Source organism: Micromonospora sp. NPDC003241 (assembly GCF_053589795.1).
On sequence record NZ_JBSFSO010000008.1, the window covers coordinates 119,773 to 139,518 of the forward strand.

The 19,746-nt window shown below is 71.4% G+C and carries 23 protein-coding genes and 1 riboswitch; of the genes, 10 read left to right on the forward strand and 13 right to left on the reverse strand.

The genetic code is table 11. From position 1 onward, the window contains the following. Positions 1-3 precede the first annotated feature (3 nt). Together ACWDVW_RS09480 and ACWDVW_RS09485 are read left to right on the forward strand one after the other, a co-directional pair. Positions 4-2,193: a bifunctional glycosyltransferase/CDP-glycerol:glycerophosphate glycerophosphotransferase gene (locus tag ACWDVW_RS09480; protein ID WP_449946393.1), complete on the forward strand. Its 2,190-nt coding sequence runs from the start codon at positions 4-6 to the stop codon at positions 2,191-2,193. Between the two features lie 145 nt (positions 2,194-2,338). Then, positions 2,339-3,646, forward strand: a complete 1,308-nt coding sequence (locus ACWDVW_RS09485; protein ID WP_449946394.1) for an ABC transporter ATP-binding protein — start codon at positions 2,339-2,341, stop codon at positions 3,644-3,646. 98 nt (positions 3,647-3,744) lie between these two features. Here ACWDVW_RS09485 and ACWDVW_RS09490 read toward each other — a convergent pair whose 3' ends face one another. Next, complete coding sequence (locus ACWDVW_RS09490; RefSeq protein ID WP_449946396.1) at positions 3,745-4,080, reverse strand: hypothetical protein; 336 nt, start codon at positions 4,078-4,080, stop codon at positions 3,745-3,747. Positions 4,081-4,313: 233 nt separating this feature from the next. Here ACWDVW_RS09490 and ACWDVW_RS09495 point away from each other — a divergent pair, with 233 nt between their 5' ends. From ACWDVW_RS09495 to ACWDVW_RS09505, 3 genes are all read left to right on the forward strand, one after another. Continuing rightward, positions 4,314-5,114, forward strand: coding sequence for a helix-turn-helix domain-containing protein (locus tag ACWDVW_RS09495; protein ID WP_449946398.1), 801 nt, complete (start codon positions 4,314-4,316; stop codon positions 5,112-5,114). Then, on the forward strand, positions 5,105-5,293 hold the full coding sequence (locus ACWDVW_RS09500; RefSeq protein WP_449946400.1) for a DUF397 domain-containing protein: 189 nt from the start codon (positions 5,105-5,107) through the stop codon (positions 5,291-5,293). The genes ACWDVW_RS09495 and ACWDVW_RS09500 overlap by 10 nt, the downstream gene beginning before the upstream one ends. Before the next feature lie 66 nt (positions 5,294-5,359). Next, complete coding sequence (locus ACWDVW_RS09505) at positions 5,360-5,824, forward strand: DUF4442 domain-containing protein (RefSeq protein WP_449946402.1); 465 nt, start codon at positions 5,360-5,362, stop codon at positions 5,822-5,824. 9 nt (positions 5,825-5,833) lie between these two features. Here the strand turns inward: ACWDVW_RS09505 and ACWDVW_RS09510 are convergent, their stop codons facing one another. The 4 genes from ACWDVW_RS09510 to ACWDVW_RS09525 all read right to left on the reverse strand — a co-directional run bounded on the left by ACWDVW_RS09510 (position 5,834) and on the right by ACWDVW_RS09525 (position 7,634). Then, complete coding sequence (locus tag ACWDVW_RS09510) at positions 5,834-6,310, reverse strand: SRPBCC family protein (protein ID WP_449946404.1); 477 nt, start codon at positions 6,308-6,310, stop codon at positions 5,834-5,836. Between the two features lie 22 nt (positions 6,311-6,332). After that, positions 6,333-6,662, reverse strand: coding sequence for an ArsR/SmtB family transcription factor (locus ACWDVW_RS09515; RefSeq protein WP_131053173.1), 330 nt, complete (start codon positions 6,660-6,662; stop codon positions 6,333-6,335). Beyond that, positions 6,655-7,083 carry an SRPBCC domain-containing protein gene (locus tag ACWDVW_RS09520; protein ID WP_117230375.1) on the reverse strand — a complete coding sequence of 143 codons (429 nt, stop codon included), beginning with the start codon at positions 7,081-7,083 and terminating at the stop codon, positions 6,655-6,657. Before ACWDVW_RS09520 ends, ACWDVW_RS09515 begins: the two co-directional genes overlap by 8 nt. A 140-nt stretch (positions 7,084-7,223) precedes the next feature. Continuing rightward, positions 7,224-7,634, reverse strand: coding sequence for a hypothetical protein (locus ACWDVW_RS09525; protein ID WP_449946407.1), 411 nt, complete (start codon positions 7,632-7,634; stop codon positions 7,224-7,226). Positions 7,635-7,805: 171 nt separating this feature from the next. Between ACWDVW_RS09525 and ACWDVW_RS09530 the strand changes: the two genes are divergently transcribed. Together ACWDVW_RS09530 and ACWDVW_RS09535 are read left to right on the forward strand one after the other, a co-directional pair. Continuing rightward, entirely contained in the window at positions 7,806-8,558 is a 753-nt protein-coding gene (locus ACWDVW_RS09530; protein ID WP_449946409.1) for a beta-phosphoglucomutase family hydrolase, read from the forward strand. Next, on the forward strand, positions 8,555-10,930 hold the full coding sequence (locus tag ACWDVW_RS09535; protein ID WP_449946410.1) for a glycoside hydrolase family 65 protein: 2,376 nt from the start codon (positions 8,555-8,557) through the stop codon (positions 10,928-10,930). Before ACWDVW_RS09530 ends, ACWDVW_RS09535 begins: the two co-directional genes overlap by 4 nt. A gap of 92 nt (positions 10,931-11,022) precedes the next feature. On the opposite strand, the gene ACWDVW_RS09540 is transcribed toward ACWDVW_RS09535, so the two are convergent. Beyond that, on the reverse strand, positions 11,023-11,202 hold the full coding sequence (locus ACWDVW_RS09540; protein WP_396741011.1) for a hypothetical protein: 180 nt from the start codon (positions 11,200-11,202) through the stop codon (positions 11,023-11,025). Between the two features lie 135 nt (positions 11,203-11,337). On the opposite strand from ACWDVW_RS09540, the gene ACWDVW_RS09545 reads away from it, so the two are divergent. Further along, positions 11,338-12,009 (forward strand): dienelactone hydrolase family protein, encoded by a 672-nt coding sequence (locus tag ACWDVW_RS09545; protein WP_449946413.1) that lies wholly within the window; start codon positions 11,338-11,340, stop codon positions 12,007-12,009. Between the two features lie 2 nt (positions 12,010-12,011). Here the strand turns inward: ACWDVW_RS09545 and ACWDVW_RS09550 are convergent, their stop codons facing one another. The 4 genes from ACWDVW_RS09550 to ACWDVW_RS09565 form a co-directional block, all read right to left on the reverse strand. Next, positions 12,012-13,190 carry an AI-2E family transporter gene (locus ACWDVW_RS09550; RefSeq protein WP_449946415.1) on the reverse strand — a complete coding sequence of 393 codons (1,179 nt, stop codon included), beginning with the start codon at positions 13,188-13,190 and terminating at the stop codon, positions 12,012-12,014. Positions 13,191-13,314: 124 nt separating this feature from the next. Beyond that, positions 13,315-14,103: a hypothetical protein gene (locus tag ACWDVW_RS09555; RefSeq protein ID WP_449946416.1), complete on the reverse strand. Its 789-nt coding sequence runs from the start codon at positions 14,101-14,103 to the stop codon at positions 13,315-13,317. A 213-nt stretch (positions 14,104-14,316) separates the two neighbouring features. Beyond that, complete coding sequence (locus tag ACWDVW_RS09560; RefSeq protein WP_449946417.1) at positions 14,317-14,739, reverse strand: hypothetical protein; 423 nt, start codon at positions 14,737-14,739, stop codon at positions 14,317-14,319. A 95-nt stretch (positions 14,740-14,834) separates the two neighbouring features. Beyond that, positions 14,835-15,143, reverse strand: coding sequence for a helix-turn-helix transcriptional regulator (locus ACWDVW_RS09565; protein WP_350696112.1), 309 nt, complete (start codon positions 15,141-15,143; stop codon positions 14,835-14,837). A gap of 196 nt (positions 15,144-15,339) precedes the next feature. Between ACWDVW_RS09565 and ACWDVW_RS09570 the strand changes: the two genes are divergently transcribed. Next, a complete protein-coding gene (locus tag ACWDVW_RS09570; protein ID WP_449946420.1) occupies positions 15,340-16,038 on the forward strand; it encodes a carbonic anhydrase in 699 nt (232 codons plus the stop codon). Positions 16,039-16,119: 81 nt separating this feature from the next. On the opposite strand, the gene ACWDVW_RS09575 is transcribed toward ACWDVW_RS09570, so the two are convergent. The 3 genes from ACWDVW_RS09575 to ACWDVW_RS09585 form a co-directional block, all read right to left on the reverse strand. Then, the gene (locus ACWDVW_RS09575; RefSeq protein ID WP_449946422.1) at positions 16,120-17,136 is read right to left on the reverse strand and encodes a coiled-coil domain-containing protein; all 1,017 of its coding nucleotides are present in this window, start codon (positions 17,134-17,136) and stop codon (positions 16,120-16,122) included. Between the two features lie 3 nt (positions 17,137-17,139). Continuing rightward, a riboswitch (cyclic di-AMP (ydaO/yuaA leader) is annotated at positions 17,140-17,271 on the reverse strand. A 166-nt stretch (positions 17,272-17,437) separates the two neighbouring features. Next, positions 17,438-18,817: a YibE/F family protein gene (locus ACWDVW_RS09580; protein WP_449946423.1), complete on the reverse strand. Its 1,380-nt coding sequence runs from the start codon at positions 18,815-18,817 to the stop codon at positions 17,438-17,440. A 281-nt stretch (positions 18,818-19,098) separates the two neighbouring features. Beyond that, positions 19,099-19,395, reverse strand: a complete 297-nt coding sequence (locus ACWDVW_RS09585; protein ID WP_117230386.1) for a metal-sensitive transcriptional regulator — start codon at positions 19,393-19,395, stop codon at positions 19,099-19,101. A 118-nt stretch (positions 19,396-19,513) separates the two neighbouring features. Between ACWDVW_RS09585 and ACWDVW_RS09590 the strand changes: the two genes are divergently transcribed. Beyond that, the gene (locus ACWDVW_RS09590; protein WP_396741003.1) at positions 19,514-19,723 is read left to right on the forward strand and encodes a heavy-metal-associated domain-containing protein; all 210 of its coding nucleotides are present in this window, start codon (positions 19,514-19,516) and stop codon (positions 19,721-19,723) included. Positions 19,724-19,746: the final 23 nt, after the last annotated feature.

A 19,746-nucleotide genomic window follows, 5' to 3' on the forward strand; every position in this document is an offset into this window, starting at 1 on the left:
ACGATGACGCTGATCAGCTTCGTCGTCCCGGCCTTCCGCGTGCAGGGCTACCTGCGGGAGTGCCTGGACTCGATCCTCGGTCAGCCGATCGCCGACATCGAGGTGATCGGGATCGACGACTGCTCTCCCGACGCGGTCGGCGACATCCTCGACGAGTACGCCGCCCGCGACGACCGGGTCCGGGCGGTCCGGCTGGAGGGCAACGTCGGGCTCGGTCCGGCCCGTAACGTCGGGCTGGACCTGGCCGTCGGCGAGTACGTCTGGTTCGTCGACGGTGACGACTGGCTCGCGCCGGGCTGCCTGGTCGAGGTGGCCGCCCGGCTGCGCGAGACCCGCCCCGACGTGCTGCTGGTCGACCACGTCCGCACGTACTGGGACGACCGGGCCAGCGCCAGCGCGATGGCGGAGGTCTTCCCGGAGCCGCCGGGGCCGGAGACGTTCCGGCTGGCCGAGCGACCGGAGACGCTGGAACTGCTGCACACCGCCTGGAACCGGCTGCTGCGTCGGCAGTTCCTCGTCGACGCCGAGCTGCGCTTCGCCCCCGGCTGGTACGAGGACGTGTCGTTCAGCTACCCGGCGCTGCTGGCCGCCGACCGGATCGGCGTGCTCGACGTGGTCTGCGTCAACTACCGGCAGCGGCGGGCCGGGGCGATCACGAAGACCCAGGGCGAGCGGCACTTCGAGGTGTTCCGCCAGTGGCACCGGGTGTTCCGGGAGCTGGACCGGTTCGGCGCCGAGGAACTTCGGTCGGCGGTGTTCGCGCGGATGATGTGGCACTACCTGACCGTGCTCGGCACCGATGAGCGCATTCCGGAGGAGCTGCGGCCGACCTTCTTCGCCCGGATCACCATCGAACACGCCCGCTTCCGCCCGCCCGAGGGTCATCGGGTGCCGGACGGGATCGAAGGACTCAAGCACCGGCTGGTCGCGGCCGGTCGGTGGCAGACGTTCAGCGCGCTGCGCGCGACCGGCCGTGTCGGCGAGACGGCCCGCCGATTCGCCCGCCGGGCCCGACACCGCCTGGGCCCACCGGCCCGTCGGGGCGTACGCCTGGCCCGGGACGTCGCGCTGGGCGAGTACCAGCGGGTCGAGCGCCGTCGGCCGGTCGACGAGAACCTGGCCGTGTACGCGGCGTACTGGTATCGCGGGTACGCCTGCAACCCGGCCGCCGTGTACGAGGCGGCGCGGCGGCTGGCGCCGCACGTGCGGGGCGTGTGGATCGTCCGGCCGGACCGGGTGCACACCCTGCCCGACGGGGTCGAGTACGTGGTGGCCGGTACGCCCGCGTACCACCGGGTGCTGGCCCGCGCCCGGTGGCTGATCAACAACGTCAACTTCCCGGACTCGGTCCGCAAACGGCCGGGCACGGTGCACGTGCAGACCCACCACGGCACCCCGGTCAAGGTGATGGGGCTGGACCAGCAGCGGTACCCGCTGGGCGCGACCGGCATGGACTTCGCCGGGCTGCTGCGCCGGGTGGACCGGTGGGACTACTCGGTCAGCGCGAACAGCTTCTCCACCCAGATGTGGGAACGGGCCTATCCGGCCGCGTACACCACTCTGGAGGTGGGTTATCCGCGCAACGACCGGTTGGTGACCGCGACCGCCGAGGAGGTCCTGCGGCTGCGCGCGGAGCTCGGCGCCGGCCTCGGCGAGCGGGTGGTGCTGTACGCCCCGACGCACCGCGAGCACCTGCCCGGCTACCGGCCACCGTTCGACCCGGAGCGGTTCCTCGACGCGCTCGGCCCGACCGGCCTGCTGCTGATGCGCAGCCACTACTTCCACGACCGGGACCGCCGCACGCCCGGCCGGAGCAGCCGGGCCCGGATCGTGGACGTCAGCGACCATCCTCGGGTCGAGGACCTCTATCTCGCGGCGGACGTGCTGGTCACCGACTACTCGTCGGCGATGTTCGACTACGCCGTCCTGGACCGGCCGATCGTCGTCTACGCGCCGGACTGGGACGCGTACCGGTTGACCCGGGGGGTCTACTTCGACGTCACCGCCGAGGCGCCCGGCGCGGTGGCGCGTACCTTCCCGGACCTGCTCGACGTGTTCCGCTCCGGCGCGTCGGAGACGCCGGAGGCCGACCGGGCGCGGGCCGCGTTCCGGGAACGCTTCTGCTCGCTGGAGGACGGGCACGCCGCCGAGCGGGTGGCCCGACGGGTCTTCCTGGGCGAGACGGCCGCCTGAGTTCCTCTTTCCGTGCAATCGCCGTCATTCGATGGACCGTAATAGGTCTGTCACGTTTCGAACATGGCACGTTTACCCGATGTGCTCGCCGCGTGATCCTGGCGACAGTCATTCCGGGTTCGCCGACGAGCTGGGGGAGGAGACGGTGACAACCGTCGCGCTCAAGGATGTGACAAAGGTCTTCCGGGACGGCACCGTCGCTGTCGACACCATCAATCTCGACGTCAACGACGGCGAGTTCCTGGTGTTGCTGGGGCCGTCCGGCTGCGGCAAGTCCACCGTGCTGCGGATGATCGCCGGGCTGGAGGAACCGACCTCGGGCGCGGTGATGCTCGACGGCGAGCTGGCGAACGAGCTGCCGCCTCGGGAACGGCGGATCGCGATGGTCTTCCAGGACTTCGCCCTCTATCCGCACATGAGCGTCAACGACAACATCGCCTTCCCGCTCAAGCTGGCCGGCGTCGAACCGGCCCCGCGCGGCGAGCGGGTCACCGACGTGGCCAGCGCCCTCGGCATCGGTGACGTGCTGGCCCGACGCCCCGGTCAGCTCTCCGGCGGACAGCGGCAGCGGGTCGCGATGGGCCGGGCGATCGTCCGTCGGCCCGGCCTGTTCCTGATGGACGAGCCACTGTCCAACCTGGACAGCGGGCTCCGTGCCGAGCTGCGCGCGGAGATCTCCGGTCTGACCCGCGAGCTGGGCGTCACCACCGTGTACGTGACCCACGACCAGGCCGAGGCGCTGACCATGGCCGACCGGGTCGCCATCATGCGCAAGGGCGTCCTCCAGGACGTCGGCACCCCCACCCAGGTGTACGGCCGCCCGGCCACCCTCTATGTCGCCGCGTTCCTGGGCAGCCCCCGGATGAACCTGCTGGAGGCGTCGGTCTACGTCCACCTCGACCGGTACATCACCCTCACCCTCGGCGAGCAGGCGCTCTATCTGCCGTGGAACGACATCCGTAGTCGGGCCGTGGCGCACTACCACGGTGAGCGGATCGTGGTCGGCATGCGCGCGGAGGCGCTCACCCCGGTCGCTCCGGACACCTCCGGAGACGTGCTCCAGGGCCGGATCCGCTACCTCGAACACCACGGCCACGAGTCCCTGGCCTTCCTCGACATCGGGGCCTCCGCGATCGTGGTCGACGAGGTCGGTGCCCCGGCCGACGGTGACGTCCCGCTCGGTCAACGCGGGCTGCGCCGGTTCGGCCAGATGATGCAGCGGTTCACCGGCCGGGTCGCGGTCGATCAGGGCGAGCAGGGCGCGAACGGCGCCACCAACACCAGCGTCCTGAACGATCCGGGCCGCCACCACCGCCGCCCGGCCGAACTGGCCGTTCGCCTGGCGCCGTATCCGGCGGTCTCCGCAGGGCACCCGCTCAGCGTCAGGGTCCGCATGGACGCCCTGCACTTCTTCGACGACCGAGGCGACCGCATCGACGTCGGCTGGCGCTGACGGCACCGATGTAAGGAAGGGCACCTTATTAACGCCTGCGGTATAGCACGGGTCCCCTGCTAACGCGCTTCCACGAGCGGCTCGCGGATGGTCGGCCGCTAGCACGGTCCGATGAGCGGGCGGCGGTAGGGGGACCAGGCGACGAAGCGGGTGAACAGGTCACGTGGCGTGGGGCCGTCGTCGGGGTTGAGGCGGTAGAGATCCCGGGTGGCCTCGTAGAACAGGCCCGACAGATAGATCGACAGGCCGATCTCGTTGCGGCCGTACTCGGTCTTCAGCAGGATGCGCGCGGTGGCGCACGGCCACGGTTGCCCGCAGGCCCGGCAACACCACATGGGCCGCAGCGGGGTGTGGGGTTTCTCGTGCAACGGGTACGCCCGTGGCCGGTCCGGTGTCGGCCCGTCACCCGGTTGCGGCAACTGGTGAGTGATCATCAAAAACTCCTCTGCGCGGATGCCGTGCTCCGGGCGGAGCGCCTGACCTGGGTCGGGGCCCGTCCAAGCGGGGGACGAGCGGACGGGCCCCGACAGAAACCCCCACGATCTGCCGCAATCGGGGAACTTTCTACGTGACAGTCTGGTGAGGACACCACTACTTTCGGAAGGGAATCACCCCCCACCAGCCCGGCCGTACGAGCCGGTCGTGCCCGAAGTGCAGAGGTGTGCAGATGGATCGGTTACCCATGTTGGAGCTGTTCGCCGGTGAGTTACGTCGGCTGCGGACCAAGGCCGGACTCTCCCAGGAGGCGCTCGGCCAGCAGATCAGCTACTCGGCTTCGCTCGTCGCGTCGGTCGAGCAGTGTCGCCGGGCTCCCCGGGAGGAGTTCACCGTGCGCTGCGACGACGTGCTGCACGGCGAGGGGCTGCTGGTCCGGGTCCGGGAGGCGATCCTCAAGGAGAGCCTGATGCCGTGGTTCCGCGAGTGGGTCACGATCGAGCAGGAGGCGACCTCGCTGTGCAGCTTCCAGCCGTTGGTGGTGCCGGGTCTGCTCCAGACCGAGGGGTACGCCCGCGCGCTCTACGAGGGCGCGAGCCATCTCGTCGGCGACCAGGTCGAGGCACCGCTGGCCGCCCGGCTCGCCCGGCAGAGGGTGCTCGCACGGCCCAATCCGCCGCTGTTGGTGGCGGTGCTCGACCACACGGTGCTGGAGCGCCCGGTCGGCGGGCCGAAGGTGATGCGGGAGCAGTTGCTGCACCTGGTGGAGGTGGGGCGTCGGGTCAAGGTGCACCTGCACATCGTGCCTAAGGGGGTGGGCGCCTATCCGGGGCTCAACGGTGCCTTCGTGATCGCCACCCCGCCCGAGGGCGACGACATCGCCTACCTCGACAACCAGATGCGCGGCAGCATCGTGGAGCGCACTGTGGACGTAAACTCCCTGCGGCAGAACTGGGAGGCTGTTCGGGCCGAGGCGTTGCCCCAGGGAGCCACCCTCAAGATGATCTCGGAGGCGGCGGAAGCATGGACCTGACCGGCGCGATCTGGCGCAAGAGCACCCGCAGCAGTGGCAACCAGGGCGACTGCGTCGAGGTGGCCGACAACCTGGCGCAGGTCGTCGGGGTGCGCGACAGCAAGGACCGGCAGGGGCCGGTGCTCACCTTCACGCCCGAGACCTGGCGAGCCTTCGTGCAGTTCACCAGGACGCGTTGAGCGGGCGGAGCGTGGGCTGACCGGTCCCGGCTTGTCGGTTAAGTTACTTGCCGGTAGCGTTCGGCTATGACCATCGACTCGCGGCAGGTGGCCGCCGGCATGCTCCAGGCGGTGCCCTTCGCCCGTACGCTCGGCTTCGAATTCGTCGAGGTGGCACCGGAGGCGGAAGGCTCGGTCCGGGCCGTGGTCCGGCTGCCCGACTCGCCCGCCACCCACAACCACGTCGGCGGCCCGCACGCCGGGGCCGTGTTCACGCTCGGCGAGACCGCCTCCGGCGCGGTGGTGATGGCCGCGTTCGGCCACCTGCTCGACCGGGCCACGCCGCTGGCGGTGCGCGCCGAGATCGCGTACCGCAAGCTCGCCATGGGCGCGGTGCTGGCGACGGCGCGGCTCGGGCGCCCGCCGGCCGAGGTGATCGCGGAGCTGGAGGCCGGCGAGCGACCGGAGTTCCCGGTACGCGTGGAAATCGCCACCGCCGACGGCAAGCCGACCTCGGAGATGACCGTCATCTGGACGCTGCGCCCGAACTGACGAGAAGGGTCAGCGGCGCTGCTGCAACGCCTCGGCGTTGCGTACCTCGTTGTCGCGGTCGCCGCTGCCGGTGGCGATCAGGGTCCTGAGGCTGCTGCCCACGTAGCCGCCCCAGGCGTTCGCGCAGACGTCGTAGCACTCGTGGTGTCGGGTCAGGCCGACGTGGGTGAAGCGCAGCCGGGTGCCCTCGCCCTCCGGCGTGATGTCGAAGCGGATCCGGGTGTCGGTCCACTCCTGCGGGTCGGCGGTGAAGTTGAAGTAACCCTCCACGCAGAGCCACTCGACCGTCTCGCCGGGCACGAACTCCACGATTCGGAAGCGGCACCGGTGGATGTCCTTGTAGTGGTAGGAGAACTCGGCACCGGCGACGTCGGTCGGCCCGTCGATCTCCGTCGACCACCAGCCGCGTACGTCGTTGACGGCGTCGAACACCTCCATCGGGGTCTGGTCGACCACGAACGTGGTGGTGTAACTCTGCTCGGTCATGGTTCCTGTCCTTCGATCGGTGTCATTCGAGGTGCGTACGGAGGGCGGCGAGCGGGCCGTCCCAGTCGCGGGCCAGGGCGGCCAGGAACTGCTGGGCGACCTGCATCGGTGCGGATCGCAGGCGGTAGCGCACGCGGCGGCGCTCGCCCGGCTCGGCGCTCACCAGGCCCGCCTCGGCGAGCAGGGCGAGGTGCTTGGCGATCCCCTGGCGGGTGATCGGCAGCCGGGCTGCGAGGTCGGTGGCGGTGGCCGGGCCGCCCTCGGCCAGGGCGGCGAGGATGGCGCGCCGGTTGGGATCGGCCAGGGCGACGAACACCGCCTCCGCGACGGCCTCGGACGCGGGGTCAGTCATGGAGATAGGCGACCAGCTCGTCCAGCTCGCTCGCCCAGCCCCGGGTGTTGCCGGCGAACGCCACGTCGTGTTCGTCCGGGCCGAGCTGGGCGAACCCGGTCTCGACCACGGTGAGACTGGTGCCGTCGCCGTCGGGGTTCAGCGTGAACTCGACGTACGTGCGGCGCGGGTCGTCGGCGGGCAGCCCGTGCACGGGCCAGGTGTAGCCGAAGATCGTCTTCGGTTCGAGTCGCTCGATCCGCAACTGCGACCGCTCGCCGCTGTCCCAGGCGACCGTGGCGATGCCGCCGACACGCAGGTCCACCTCGGCGCGCTGGCCGAACCAGGTGCCGAGCCCTTCCGCGCTGGTGATCGCGGCCCACACGTCGTCGACCGGGCGGGCTATCCGCACGGTGCGTTCGATCCGGTCGGGAAATCCCATCGTCGCGCCCCTTCTGTAGCAACCAGTAGGTTGCTACAGAAGGTATGGCAACTCAATGGTTGCGTCAACTGCTGTGGTGAACCTCGTCGGTCAGGCGACCCAGAGAAGGAGCGCGACCGGAAAGGACACGATTCGCCGTCTCATTGCGACCGCCTCAGGGCGACTCGACCGGTGACGGTCATCAGGACGGAGCAGACCGCCATGAGTACCAGCGTGATCCAGGGAACCGTCCGGACGACGGCGCCGTCATCCGCGAGCATGGGGAGGACCACGTTGATCGCCGCCGCCAGGGCAACGAGAGCCAGCAACGCGATGCCGGTGCTCGCGAGTCTGTGTGCCTCCTTCGGCGCGACGTTGCGACGCCAGCCGCCGCGTGTCAGCCGCCAGGAGACCAGCATGATGAGCGTCAGCGCGACGCCGAATAGAGCGCCGATCCAGGCCGTCACCGGCCAGAAGACCGCCACGAACAGGCCGGTCAGGCTGGCCATCGACGACATCACCAGGGTGAGGACCAGGAGTCCCGGGTCCTTAATGGGCTGCGTACCGGACAACGAGACTCCCCGTGATGACTCGCTTCACGATGCTTGCTGCGATGAACGTATGAGCGAGCTTCACTTCCGGCAACTCGAGGCGCGGCGTGCCGAGCAGAGGACCCACTGCACGGCGCGCCGGGGTCGGTCGAAGTGCGTTTGCGGACCGGTGGCCGTGGATAGATTGGTACGGTGCTCGGCCTGCCTGATCATGTGACCGCTTGTCTCTTCGACCTGGACGGTGTGCTGACGCAGACCGCCCGGCTGCACAACGCCGCCTGGACCGAGACCTTCGACGACTTCCTGCGGCGGCACGCGGCCACCACCGGTGAGCCCTTCCGCCCGTTCGACCCGGGTCCGGACTACCACCGCTACGTCGACGGGCGGCCCCGCCTGGACGGCGTACGCACCTTCCTCGGCTCGCGGGGCATCACGCTGCCGGAGGGTACGCCGGAGGACCCGCCGGGCGCGCAGACCGTGTACGGCCTCGGGAACCGCAAGAACGCGCTGGTGCTGGCACGGATGCGCAGCGCCGGAGTGGACGTCTATCCGGGGTCGGTGGCGTACCTCAAGGCGGTCCGCGACGCGGGACTGCGTCGGGCCGTGGTCACCGCCAGCGCCAACGGCCGGGACGTGCTGGCCGTCGCCGGGCTGGAGCCGCTGCTGGAGGCCCGGGTCGACGGGCTGACCGCACGGGCCGAGGGGCTGCGCGGCAAGCCGGCGCCGGACACCTTCCTCGCCGGGGCGAAGCTGCTCGGTGTCGATCCCGCGAACGCGGTGGTGTTCGAGGACGCGCTGGCCGGTGTCGCGGCCGGGAAGGCCGGTGGGTTCGGGTACGTGGTGGGGGTGGACCGGGCCGGTCAGGCCGACGAGTTGCGGAAACACGGTGCCGACGTGGTGGTCGACGATCTCGCCGACCTGCTCACCGCCGGACGGCACGCGTGATCCGGGAGCGCGCGTACCCGGTCGAGCCGTGGCACGTGCGGGAGACCCGGCTCGACATGGACGTGCTCGCCCAGTCCGAGTCGGTCTTCGCCCTCTCCAACGGCCACGTCGGGCTGCGCGGCAACCTGGACGAGGGCGAGCCGCACGGGTTGCCCGGCACGTACCTGAACTCGTTCTACGAACTGCGCCCACTGCCGTACGCGGAGGCGGGTTTCGGTTTTCCGGAGTCCGGCCAGACGATCGTCAACGTCACCAACGGCAAGCTGATCCGGCTGCTGGTCGACGACGAGCCGCTCGACGTGCGGTACGGCGAGGTGCTCGCCCACGAGCGGGTGCTCGACATGCGGGCCGGCACCCTGCACCGCTCCCTGCACTGGCGCTCGCCGGCCGGGCGCGAGGTGCGGGTGAACACCACCCGGCTGGTCTCGTTCCGGCAGCGGTCGGTCGCCGCCATCCGGTACGAGGTAGAGGTGGCCGACGGTAAGCCGCTGCGCCTGATCGTCCAGTCCGAGCTGGTGGCCAACGAGACGCTGCCGCCGCAGAGCCGCGACCCCCGGGTGGCCGCCGTGCTGGAGTCTCCGTTGGAGGCCGAGGAGGAGCTGACCACGGAGGACGGTGGACTGCTGATCCACCGGACCAAGGTGTCCGGCCTGCGGGTCGCCGCCGCGATGGAGCACGAGGTCGACTCGCCCGCACGGACCACGGTGGAGTCCGAGGGGTACGAGGACTGGGTGCGGACCACCATCGGCTGCGTGCTGGAGCCGGGGCAGACGCTCTGCGTGGTGAAGTACCTGACCTACGGCTGGTCCAGCCGCCGCTCGCTGCCGGCCCTGCGCGACCAGGTCGGTGCCGCGCTCGCCGCCGCGCGACTCGACGGCTGGGACGGGCTGGTCCGCGAGCAGCGGGAGTACCTGGACGAGTTCTGGGACGCCGCCGACGTGGAGGTCGAGGGCGACCCGGAGGTGCAGCAGGCGGTCCGGTTCGGGCTGTTCCACGTGCTCCAGGCCGGTGCCCGCGCGGAACGTCGGCCGATCAGCGCCAAGGGGCTCACCGGCCCCGGGTACGACGGCCACGCGTTCTGGGACACCGAGATGTTCGTGCTGCCGGTGCTCACGTACACCCATCCGGCTGCGGTGCGGGACGCGCTGTACTGGCGGTTCTCCACGTTGGAGCAGGCACACGAGCGGGCCCGGACGCTCAACCTCAAGGGTGCGGCCTTCCCCTGGCGCACCATCGAGGGGCCGGAGTCGTCCGGTTACTGGCCGGCGGGTACGGCGGCGTTCCACATCGCCGCCGGTGTCGCCGACGCGATGCGCCGGTACGTGCTGATCAGCGGTGACCGCGAACTGGAGCGGGAGATCGGACTGACCCTGCTGGTGGAGACCGCGCGGCTGTGGCGGTCGCTCGGGCACCACGACCGCAACGGCCAGTTCCACATCGATGGGGTGACCGGCCCGGACGAGTACACCGCCGTGAAGAACGACAACATCTACACGAACCTGATGGCGCAGCGGAACCTCCAGACCGCCGCCGAGGTGGCGATGCGCTACCGCGACGAGGCGTACCACCTCGGGGTCACCGACGAGGAGGCCGCCGCCTGGCGGGACGCCGCCTCGGCCATGCACATCCCGTACGACGACGAGATCGACGTGCACCAGCAGGTGGAGGGCTTCACCCGGCTCCAGGAGTGGGACTTCGTCGATACCCCGTCGGACAAGTACCCGTTGTTGCTGCACTACCCGTACTTCGACCTGTACCGCAAGCAGGTGGTCAAGCAGGCCGACCTGGTGTTGGCGATGCACTGGCGCGGGGACGCGTTCACGCCCGAGGAGAAGCTGCGCAACTTCCTCTACTACGAGCGGCGTACCGTCCGGGACTCCTCGCTCTCCGCCTGCACCCAGGCGGTGCTGGCGGCCGAGGTGGGCTACACCGAGCTGGCGCACAGCTATCTGCGCGAGGCCGCGCTGATGGACCTGCACGACCTGAACGAGAACACCCGCGACGGGGTGCACATGGCCTCCCTCGCCGGGGCGTGGATCGCGCTGGTAGCCGGCTTCGGGGGCCTGCGGGACCACGACGGGGTGCCGTCGTTCGCACCGCACCTGTCGAGCCGGTTGAGCCGGTTGGCCTTCTCGCTCCAGTGGTGCGGGATGCGGCTACGGGTCGACGTGCGTCCGCACGAGACGACGTACTCGCTGCACCACGCCGCGCACGACGCGGTCATGGAGGTCCGCCACTTCGGCAAGTCGATCCGCGTCACCTGCGACGAGTCGGTCACCGTACCGATCCCGCCGCTTCCCGAGGACCTGCCGACGCCGGAGCAGGCCCCGGGCCGGGCACCGCTGCTCCGGCTCCCGGAGCCGCCCACCTGAGTCGCGTCGCGGCGGCCCGCCGATCCGTTGACGCCGTCAGCTCGACAGGGCCCGCCGACCTGCTCGATCGGCGGCCCGCTGGTCGACGCCGCTCAGATCGGCTCGCCCTGAGAGGGACGGCCGGTGGCGTCGTGCGGCGTCCTCGCCCGGGGATCGTCGGCGTCACGTGCCTGGGCCGCCTCGTCCGCCCAGTCCCGTCCGCGCCGGGTGTCCTGTTCGCGCCGCTCGCGATCGGCGGCCTTCTGCACGGGCTCACGCTGGTGATGCGGCATGACGGTCCTCGCGATCTGCTCGCCGACGCCCCAGGCGCCGGTCCGTCTGCGGTCTCTCGTCGGCTACCCGCCGCCCCCGGCGACAAACGCGCGTGCGATGCACCGGGCGGGGTATGCGGGAGACCGGGAGGCGAGATGGACGTACGCGGTGGCGAGGTGACGATCCCGGCGGGTCAGGTGGACCTGTCGGCCGACCTGTCGGTGCCGACCGGCCCGTCCGGTGCGGTGTTGTTCGCGCACGGCAGCGGCAGTTCCCGGCACAGCCCCCGCAACGTCTCGGTGGCCCACCGGCTCACCTCCGACGGGCTCGGCACCGTGCTGGTGGACCTGCTCACCCCGGCCGAGGACGAGGTGGACGCGGTCACCGCCGAGCTGCGTTTCGACATCGGACTGTTGGCCGACCGGCTGGTCGCGACCCTGGACTGGCTGGCCGTCGAGCGGCCCTTCGGCGACGTGCCGATCGGTCTCTTCGGCGCCAGTACGGGTGCCGCCGCCGCCCTGATCGCGGCGGCGCGGCGGCCCGACGCGGTGCGCGCCGTGGTCTCCCGTGGCGGCCGGCCCGACCTGGCCGGCGCCGCCCTGGGCGAGGTGCGCGCCGCCACCCTACTGCTCGTCGGTGGCCTCGACGAGCAGGTGATCACGCTCAACGAGCAGGCCCGGGACCGGATGACCGCGCCGACCGAGCTGCGGGTGGTCCCCGGTGCCACGCACCTCTTCGCCGAACCCGGGACGCTGGAACAGGTGGCCGACGCGGCGGCCGGCTGGTTCGGCGACCACCTGCATCCCCGGGTCCGCGCGCGGAGCTGAGGTCAGACCTTGCGGACCGTCCTGCGGGTACGGGCCTGAGCCGTACGCCCCCGGATGATCCTCGACCACCGCCGTTTCGCCGCGGCGGTCTGGCGCTGCTGCTGCACGCTGTCGATGACCCGCCAGACGACGGCGGCGATCGGGACCGCGACGAAGGCGCCCGCGATGCCGGCGATGAGCGTGCCGGCGGTGACCGCGAGCAGGATCACCACCGGGTGCAGCCGGACCTGCCGCTTCATGATCAGTGGTTCGAGCAGGTTGCCCTCGATCTGCTGGACGGCGATCACCGCGCCCAGGGTGAGCAGGGCGGTGGTGGGGCCGTTGGCCGCGAGCGCCACCAGCACCGCGACCGCCCCGGCCACGGTGGCGCCGATGATCGGGACGAAGCCGCCGAAGAACGTGATCAATGCGAGCGGGAAGGCCAACGGCACACCGAGCAGCACCAGCGCCAGACCGATGCCGATGGCGTCGATCGCCGCGATCAGCATCGTGCCCCGGCTGTACGAGCCGAGCGTGCGCCAGCCGACCCGACCCGCCTCGGCGGCGATCTCCCGGTTCGGCCCGCCCGCCCGACGCAACGTCCAGTGCCACATCGACCGGCCGTCCTTGAGCAGGAAGAAGAGCAGCACCAGGGCGAGCAGGATGGAGCCGAACACCTCGGCCACCGTCTGCGCGCTGGCGACCGGGTCGACCTCCTGCTGACTCAACGCCTGGCGGAGCTGGTCGACGAGGCCGTCGAGCTGCTCGTCGGTGACCGGCAGCGTGGAGGTGACGAAGTCGCGGCTTCGTTCCAACCCTTCCCGCAGCTCGTCGCCCAGCTCGCTGAACTGGCCCGCGGTCATGTTCCAGACCAGCACACCCACGCCGGACAGGACGCCGAGCAGGAGCAGGACGGTGAGCAGGGCGGCCAGGGCGGCGGGCAGGCGCAGCCGGCGTAGCGCGAGCTGGACCGGGTCGAGCAGCGCGGCCAGGAAGAAGGTGGCGGCCAGCGCGATGGCCAACGGGGTGACCAGCATCGTGATCCGGGCCAGGAGATAGAGCCCGGCGGCGATCACCACCAGGCAGGCGCTCCAGACCACCGCCGTACGCACCAGCCAGGGCAGGGCCGCCCAGGTCTGTCTCGGCCCGGCGCCCCGCCGCGTCGACTCCTCGGGCCTGCGCCCGTCACCCCGTGCGACCACGTCGGCCTCCTCTTCCCGGCGAGGTCGTACCCGGCCGGTGTCCGTCCGACACCGGTCCCACGCTAGGTTCCCGCCCGACGCGCCGGAGGAGGTTCGCGCTATCTGCCTGTCACGGCAGAACCGGTCAGTACGCGGGCGCCGCCCGCCCGGGAACCACGGTGGGCATCTCGCGGGTCTGCTCGACGCCACCCAACGCGGTCAACGGCAGCACCGACTCGCGCTCCTCGACCTGCGGCAGCAGTGCCGAGAGCGCCTCGTCGCGCAGGCTGCGTGCCGCTGCGGTAGCCAGCTCGGCGGCCCGCCAGCGCTCCTGCTCCTGCGCGTGGGCCGCCTGCTGGCGCGCGAAGAGGTTGTCGCGTACCGCCCGGCGCAGCGTCAGCTCCTGCTCGACCGGGTGCAGTCGCGGGTCCCAACCCCGGTGGGCGAAGACGTCGCTGAGCTGTTCCACCGACAGCTCCCGCCGCCAGTACGCCTCCATGGCCGACCGGTGCAGCCACCGCTCCCGGTCGGCGTACTCGGCGGGGGTGCGCGAGGTCTGCGGCAGCGGCATCCCGGTGGCTGCGGACAGCCGGCGGACGTCCGCCTCCGCCGTCTCGTACGCCTGCCACGCCCGCTCGGCCTCGTCCTGCGCGGTGAGCCACTCCTCGCGACGTCGCCGGGCCGTGGCGTCGGCCCGGTCGGCGGCCACGGCCACCTCCTCCGCCCAGCGGTCCTGGTCCCGCTGTTGCTCGGTGTGCTCGGTGCGGCTCGGCAGTGCCGCCTCGCGAATCCGGGTGCCCGCGTCGAACCGGAGGAGGTGTCGGGGGCGCAGCAGCAGGGCGGCGATGGCGAGGATCACCACCCCGAGCAGGCTCAGCCAGATCACGGCGGCCATGGGGACGTCGGGCAGGACATGGGAGAGAGCGGTTCGCATCATCAACACCTCTCGCGGTCGGATGAGGGTCGTCGACTGGGGGAAGGTCTGTGGTCGCCGAGGTCGGCGACAGGACGCCGGGCCGGGCCGGACGGGTCCGCGACGGCGGCGGGCCCCCGGGACGCTCGGCGACGGTCGCTGGCCGTGTCCGGGGTCGGGCCGGGGCGGCGGACGGTCGCGTGGGCCGGTGGGCGTCCTGAGGCGGGCCGTCGGTCAGGCGGCCGGTGGACCGCGACGGGTCGGCTCACCGTTGCCGACGGTGGGTCGCGGCGCGGCGAGCTGGTGAACCGTGGTGGTGGCCGCGCCGGACTCGGCGGCGGGCTCGGGGCGAGCCGGCGGCGGGGTCGGGACCGTGGGCTGCGTCGGTGAGGTCGCCAGCGTGCCGGAGGCCCGCACCTGCTCGGCAGCCGGTGCGACGGTGCCCGGCCAGGTCGGCAGGTCGGCGGTGACGGACCAGGCGCGATGATCGGCGACGGCGTGGATCGGCTGGTCGCCCGCCGGGCGCGCTGGCAGGTTCGCGGCGGCCGTGCCGAGGCCGACCGCCAGCACGAGGGCGGCCAGCGCCAGTCGGGTCAGCTCCCGCAGCGTGCGCAGCGTCGCCGGCCACAAGGGACGGGCGAGCGCGACGGATGACACGTGTTCAACCTATCGTCCCCGTGCCGATAACGCATGGGCGCGAGTGGGACGGGATCGGTGAACCACGCCACGTAGTCGACTGTGGACGGTGCGGCCTAGTCGGTGAACAGGGCGAGCAGGTCGCCGACCTGACGGTCGGCCTCGGCCGGGTGGCGGAACCGGCCGGCCGGGTTGAGGGTGTACTCGTTGCGGCGGCCCACCCGGGTGCGGTGCAGATAGCCGCCCGCCTCCAGGTCGGCGACGATGGCCTGGGCGGCGCGTTCGGTGACCCCCACCTCGCTGGCGACGTCGCGCAGCCGGGCGGTGGGGTTGCGGGCGATGGCGAGCAGTACGTGTGCGTGGTTTGTCAGGAAAGTCCAGTTGCGGGTACTTTCTCGCTCGTCTGAGGTCGCCATGCCCGCCATCGTATGGCCTGCCCTGTCGTGTTCCGGAGCTGCGCTCGCGCCCGCTCGGCTCGATTGGCAAGCGTTCTGTAATACATGAAATGCAGATCACGCATAGCTTGACGTGCCTTGCGCTGCGTGTGACGGTTGGTGGCAGCCCGTGGCCAGCGCCGGCCGGGATGACCAGGCATTCCACCGAGAGGCGAGGTGACGCCGGATGAGTCGACCCGGAACGATCGGAGCGCAGCCCGGTCCCGAACGTGAGTACCTGACCGCAGACCTTCCCGGTTCGCGGGAGCGCGCCCTCGCCGAGCTGATCGCCGGCAACCGCCGCTTCGTCACCGACACGCTCCGGCACCCCAACCAGAACGCCAGCCACCGGGCCGCCGTCGCCGCCGAGCAGCACCCCTTCGCGGTGATCGTGGGCTGCTCCGACTCCCGGCTCGCTGCGGAGATCATCTTCGACCGTGGGTTGGGCGATCTCTTCGTGGTCCGGACCGCCGGGCACACCATCGGCCCGGAGGTGCTGGGCAGCGTCGAGTACGCGGTGAGCGTGCTGCGTACGCCGCTGGTGGTGGTGCTCGGGCACGACTCGTGCGGTGCCGTCCAGGCGGCCCGGGCCGCGGCGGCCACCGGCACCGCGCCCTCGGGGCACCTGCGTGCCGTGGTGGACGCGGTGGTGCCCAGCCTGCGCCGGGCCGAGCGGGCGGGGGTCGACGACCTGGACGCGATCGTCGACATCCACATCGCGCAGACCGTCGAGGCGATGCTGGAGTCCTCCGAGGCGCTGGCCGCCGAGGTCGCCGCGGGAGGATGCGCGGTGGTGGGCATGTCGTACCGGCTGGCCGCCGGTGAGGTGCGGACCATCGCGGCGGAGCCCGCCGAGATGGCGGGTGTGGTCACGCCCGTGGGCTGACCCGCCGGATTGCCCGACACGGACGACGAGGGCCGCTCCGCCAGACGGCGGAGCGGCCCTCGCAGGTCACCCGGACGGTGCTCAGAGCAGCGACACGTGCACGTGGTCCGTGTGGTTGGACGGGCCGCTGTAGGACCGCCACCTGTTCTCGGTCGGGAACCAGATCTGCCGGTTCCAGATCACGTAGTAGATGCCGAGCCGGTCGGCGTTGCGGACCAGGAAGGCCGCCAGGTTGTTGCCGTAGATCCGGGTGTCGTTGTTGTGCCAGGGGCTGAACCCGCTGTTCTGCAACGACCAGTCACACGCCCGGCCCTTGGGGTGCTCGAACCTGTCACCGGGCCGCCAGCAACCGACGAAGCGGTCGAAGCCGGCCCGCTTGACCTCCTTGTACATGTGCAGGGTGCGCGGCGTGATGCAACCCGACGTGGTCGGGTCCTTCTGGCTGCACGACTCCGGCTTCCAACTCCCGTCGGACGCGCGGTTCGGCGCCACCCGGGCGACCGGCGAGGTGGCGGCCACCAGGCCACCGGTCAGGCCCTCGCCACCGACCAGGCGCAGTGACTTCTCCGCCTCGGTCTTCTTGCGCGCCATGTCGTTGGTCAGCTTCTGCTGCTCACGGACCTCGGCGTCGGAGGCGAGCTTGGCCTGGTCGGCGCGCTCCCGGATCGTGTTGACCTCGCCCAACTTCTTGTCGTTGAACAGGTTCAACTCGTCCAGGGCGGACGCGCGGTCCATGAACGAGTCCGGCGCGTTGCTCTGCAACAACATCGCTATCGCACCGACCCGGCCGGTGCGGTACGACTGCGTCGCGATCTCGGCGACCTGCGGCCGGAGCGCGTCGAGGTCGGCCTGTGCGCGGCGCAGCTCGACGTCGAGCTTGAGCTGGCGCTTCTTGGACTTCTCCAGTTGGTTCTTGGCCTTGGAGAAGTCGCGGTTCGCCGACTCGATCAGGTCGTTGAGCATCGGTGGGTCGTCGTCGTGCTCGGCCGGCGCGGGTGGGTTCGGCGCGGCCATGGCCGGCAGGGGCCCGGCGAACACGGCGAACGCGGCGAACACGGCCACCACGGGTGTCATCCAGCGGCGTAGGGGTGCCGTCACTTCTTTCCCTTCCATCGACCGCCGACCGGGTTAGCTGACGGGTTCGGAACGGAAGTGGCCCCTACCGCTGACGCGGATTCACCCCACCTACCTGGGTCCCCGGCTCGCCTCGCGGCGATTGGGCGGTGGCACCGCAGGCGCCGCTGCGCGCCTTCGTCGGTGACCGGCTGTGAGGTTACCCGACGGTCCATGTCGGTCTCTACGCCCCGAACCCGGCTAGATGCGTCATTTCGTAATCGCGATGGGTGACCAACGACACGGGCACGAACCGTGTCGGCAGGGGCGGTCACGCTGCGGGGTGTCACCATGTGGTGTCCGTGCTCCTGTCCGGGTCGGGCCACCGCGATCCGGTGGCGGGGGGTGTGTCACGCGCACGCGCGGTGCTGAGCGCGTGCAGGGCCTCGGTCCGGTCCGTGCCGGGCCGGGGAGTCGGGGGAGTGGGGCCGTCGCCGTCCGGCCCGTCGTCGTGGCCGCCGGACCCGCCGGGCTCCGGCGTGTCCCGCCGTCCGGCGGTGACCACCAGCGCGGCCAGTGCGGTCGTCAGCGGTACGGCGGCGACCAGCCCCAGCGTGGCCACCACGCTGCGGACGATCTCCTGGGTGAGGAACTCGCTGGTCACGATCTGGCCGAGCGCGCGGGTGTCGGCAGTGAGCAGGAGCAGCAGCGGCAGCGACGCGCCCGCGTACGCCAGCACGATGGTGTTCACCACCGAGGCGATGTGGGCCCGGCCGACCCGGGTCGCCGAGCGGTACAGCTCCCGGCGGGTGAAGCTCGGGTTGGCGTGGCGCAGTTCGGTCACGGCGGCGGCCTGGGTCACCGTGACGTCGTCGAGCACGCCGAGCGAGCCGATGATGATGCCGGCGAGCAGCAGGCCGTGCAGGTCGACGTCGCCCCGGAACATGGACAGCGTGGTGGCGTCCTCGCTGCCGAAACCGGTCAGGTGGGTGGCCCGGGTGGCGGCCAGTCCGAGCAGGCCGGTGAGCACCAGACTGCCGAGCGTGCCGAGGACGGCTACCGAGGTCTGTGCCGAGATGCCGTGCGTCAGGTACAGCACCACGAACATGATCAGTGCCGCGCCGACGATGGCGACCACCAACGGCGGCTGGCCCGCGCTGATGCCGGGCAGCACGAAGGTGATCAGGATGGCGAAACTGGCCGCCAGGCCGCCGAGCGCGGCCAGGCCGCGAAGCCGCCCGAAGGCCACGATGGCGGCGGCGAACAGCACCGCGAGCCAGATCAGCGGCTTGCCCCGCTGGTGCTCGGCGATGTTGTAGTAGCTGAGCGAGGGGTCCTCGGGATCGGTCAGGGAGACCAGGATGATCTCGTCGCCGACGCTGACCCGGGGCGCTCCCGGCCCGTCCGGCAGCGGCGTCTGCACGTCCTCGCCGGAGTCCGGGCCGCTGTCGACCCGTACGGTCACCGTGCCGCACTGCTGCCCGGCGGTGGTCGGGGTGCCCTCGGGCACGACCGGGTTCGGTGGGCAGGGCTCGTTCACCACCCGGGTGACCGTGCCGTGGTAACGAGGCGTGTCGTCGGCGGCCTCGGGCCGGGGCGGGTCCGAGGGCCAGAGCACGAGCGCGGCGACCAGGGTGACGAGGAAGAGGGGGACCACCGTCACGATGAGGATCCGCCGCACCCGGGGTGGGGTGGGCGGAGCGGAACGGGTGTGGTCGGCGCCCATTCATTGTCTCCCAACGATTCCAAGGCGAACTACGTACCGGCGGGCGAGAAGGTTCAGCGCCGCCGGTCGGCCGCTGCGGCGGGCATCCGGAATGGCCCGAGCGTGGCAGGATGGCTGCGTACCGTGAGGGCGGTTCCGGCTGGCCATCGTGGCGAATGGTAGCCAGGTCGGCATCGGAACGCAGGTCGCGCGCGTGTGTCGGGGGCGGGTGCCGGAGACGACACCCGGGCCGGGCGTGCGGGTGGGTCGGGTCGGCCGCGCTTCATCAGGCGACGGGCGGGTCAGCCGCGCTTCATCAGGCGGCCGACGGCGGCCATCATCTCGGAGGCCATCTCGTCGGCGCGGCCCTCGGCGGCGCCCTCGTGCATGCAGTGCCGGGCGTGCCCGTCGAGCAGGCCGAGAGCGACCTTGTCCAGTGCGGCCTGGATCGCGGAGATCTGGGTGAGCACGTCGATGCAGTAGCGATCCTCGTCGACCATCTTCTCGACGCCGCGTACCTGCCCCTCGACACGACGTAGCCGGGCGAGCAGTTGGTCCTTGCTGGCGGTGTAGCCGCGGATCGGCGCGGGTGTGCTCATGAACACGAGGATAACGTACCCCTGGGGGGTATGGTACGGTCACGGTTGTGGATACCCCCCGAGGGTATTCGACGGGGTGCCCGGCCCGGGTGGACGGGCCCTGGAGAGGAGAGTTGCCATGGTCACCACGGCGTACCAGGTGCAGGGCATGACCTGCGGCCACTGCGTCAGCGCGGTCAGCGCCGAGGTCGGCGCGATCCCCGGCGTCGAGGACGTCCAGGTCGACCTGGCCAGCGGTCAGGTCACCGTCACCAGCGCGCAGCCGCTGGACCCGGCCGCCGTCCGGGCCGCAGTCGACGAGGCCGGCTACGAGTTGGTCGCCGCCTGAGGCGACCGGAGACCGAGGTGTCC

Coding starts and splice junctions, on each gene's coding strand:
- ACWDVW_RS09520 (WP_117230375.1), bottom strand. CDS start 7,083: ATGGGATTTCCCGACCGGATCGAACGCACCGTGCGGATAGCCCGCCCG.
- ACWDVW_RS09565 (WP_350696112.1), bottom strand. CDS start 15,143: ATGGCGGGCATGGCGACCTCAGACGAGCGAGAAAGTACCCGCAACTGG.
- ACWDVW_RS09540 (WP_396741011.1), bottom strand. CDS start 11,202: ATGCCGCATCACCAGCGTGAGCCCGTGCAGAAGGCCGCCGATCGCGAG.
- ACWDVW_RS09500 (WP_449946400.1), top strand. CDS start 5,105: ATGGACCTGACCGGCGCGATCTGGCGCAAGAGCACCCGCAGCAGTGGC.
- ACWDVW_RS09480 (WP_449946393.1), top strand. CDS start 4: ATGACGCTGATCAGCTTCGTCGTCCCGGCCTTCCGCGTGCAGGGCTAC.
- ACWDVW_RS09590 (WP_396741003.1), top strand. CDS start 19,514: ATGGTCACCACGGCGTACCAGGTGCAGGGCATGACCTGCGGCCACTGC.
- ACWDVW_RS09580 (WP_449946423.1), bottom strand. CDS start 18,817: ATGGGCGCCGACCACACCCGTTCCGCTCCGCCCACCCCACCCCGGGTG.
- ACWDVW_RS09515 (WP_131053173.1), bottom strand. CDS start 6,662: ATGACTGACCCCGCGTCCGAGGCCGTCGCGGAGGCGGTGTTCGTCGCC.
- ACWDVW_RS09495 (WP_449946398.1), top strand. CDS start 4,314: ATGGATCGGTTACCCATGTTGGAGCTGTTCGCCGGTGAGTTACGTCGG.
- ACWDVW_RS09505 (WP_449946402.1), top strand. CDS start 5,360: ATGACCATCGACTCGCGGCAGGTGGCCGCCGGCATGCTCCAGGCGGTG.
- ACWDVW_RS09545 (WP_449946413.1), top strand. CDS start 11,338: ATGGACGTACGCGGTGGCGAGGTGACGATCCCGGCGGGTCAGGTGGAC.
- ACWDVW_RS09570 (WP_449946420.1), top strand. CDS start 15,340: ATGAGTCGACCCGGAACGATCGGAGCGCAGCCCGGTCCCGAACGTGAG.
- ACWDVW_RS09490 (WP_449946396.1), bottom strand. CDS start 4,080: ATGATCACTCACCAGTTGCCGCAACCGGGTGACGGGCCGACACCGGAC.
- ACWDVW_RS09510 (WP_449946404.1), bottom strand. CDS start 6,310: ATGACCGAGCAGAGTTACACCACCACGTTCGTGGTCGACCAGACCCCG.
- ACWDVW_RS09585 (WP_117230386.1), bottom strand. CDS start 19,395: ATGAGCACACCCGCGCCGATCCGCGGCTACACCGCCAGCAAGGACCAA.
- ACWDVW_RS09555 (WP_449946416.1), bottom strand. CDS start 14,103: ATGCGAACCGCTCTCTCCCATGTCCTGCCCGACGTCCCCATGGCCGCC.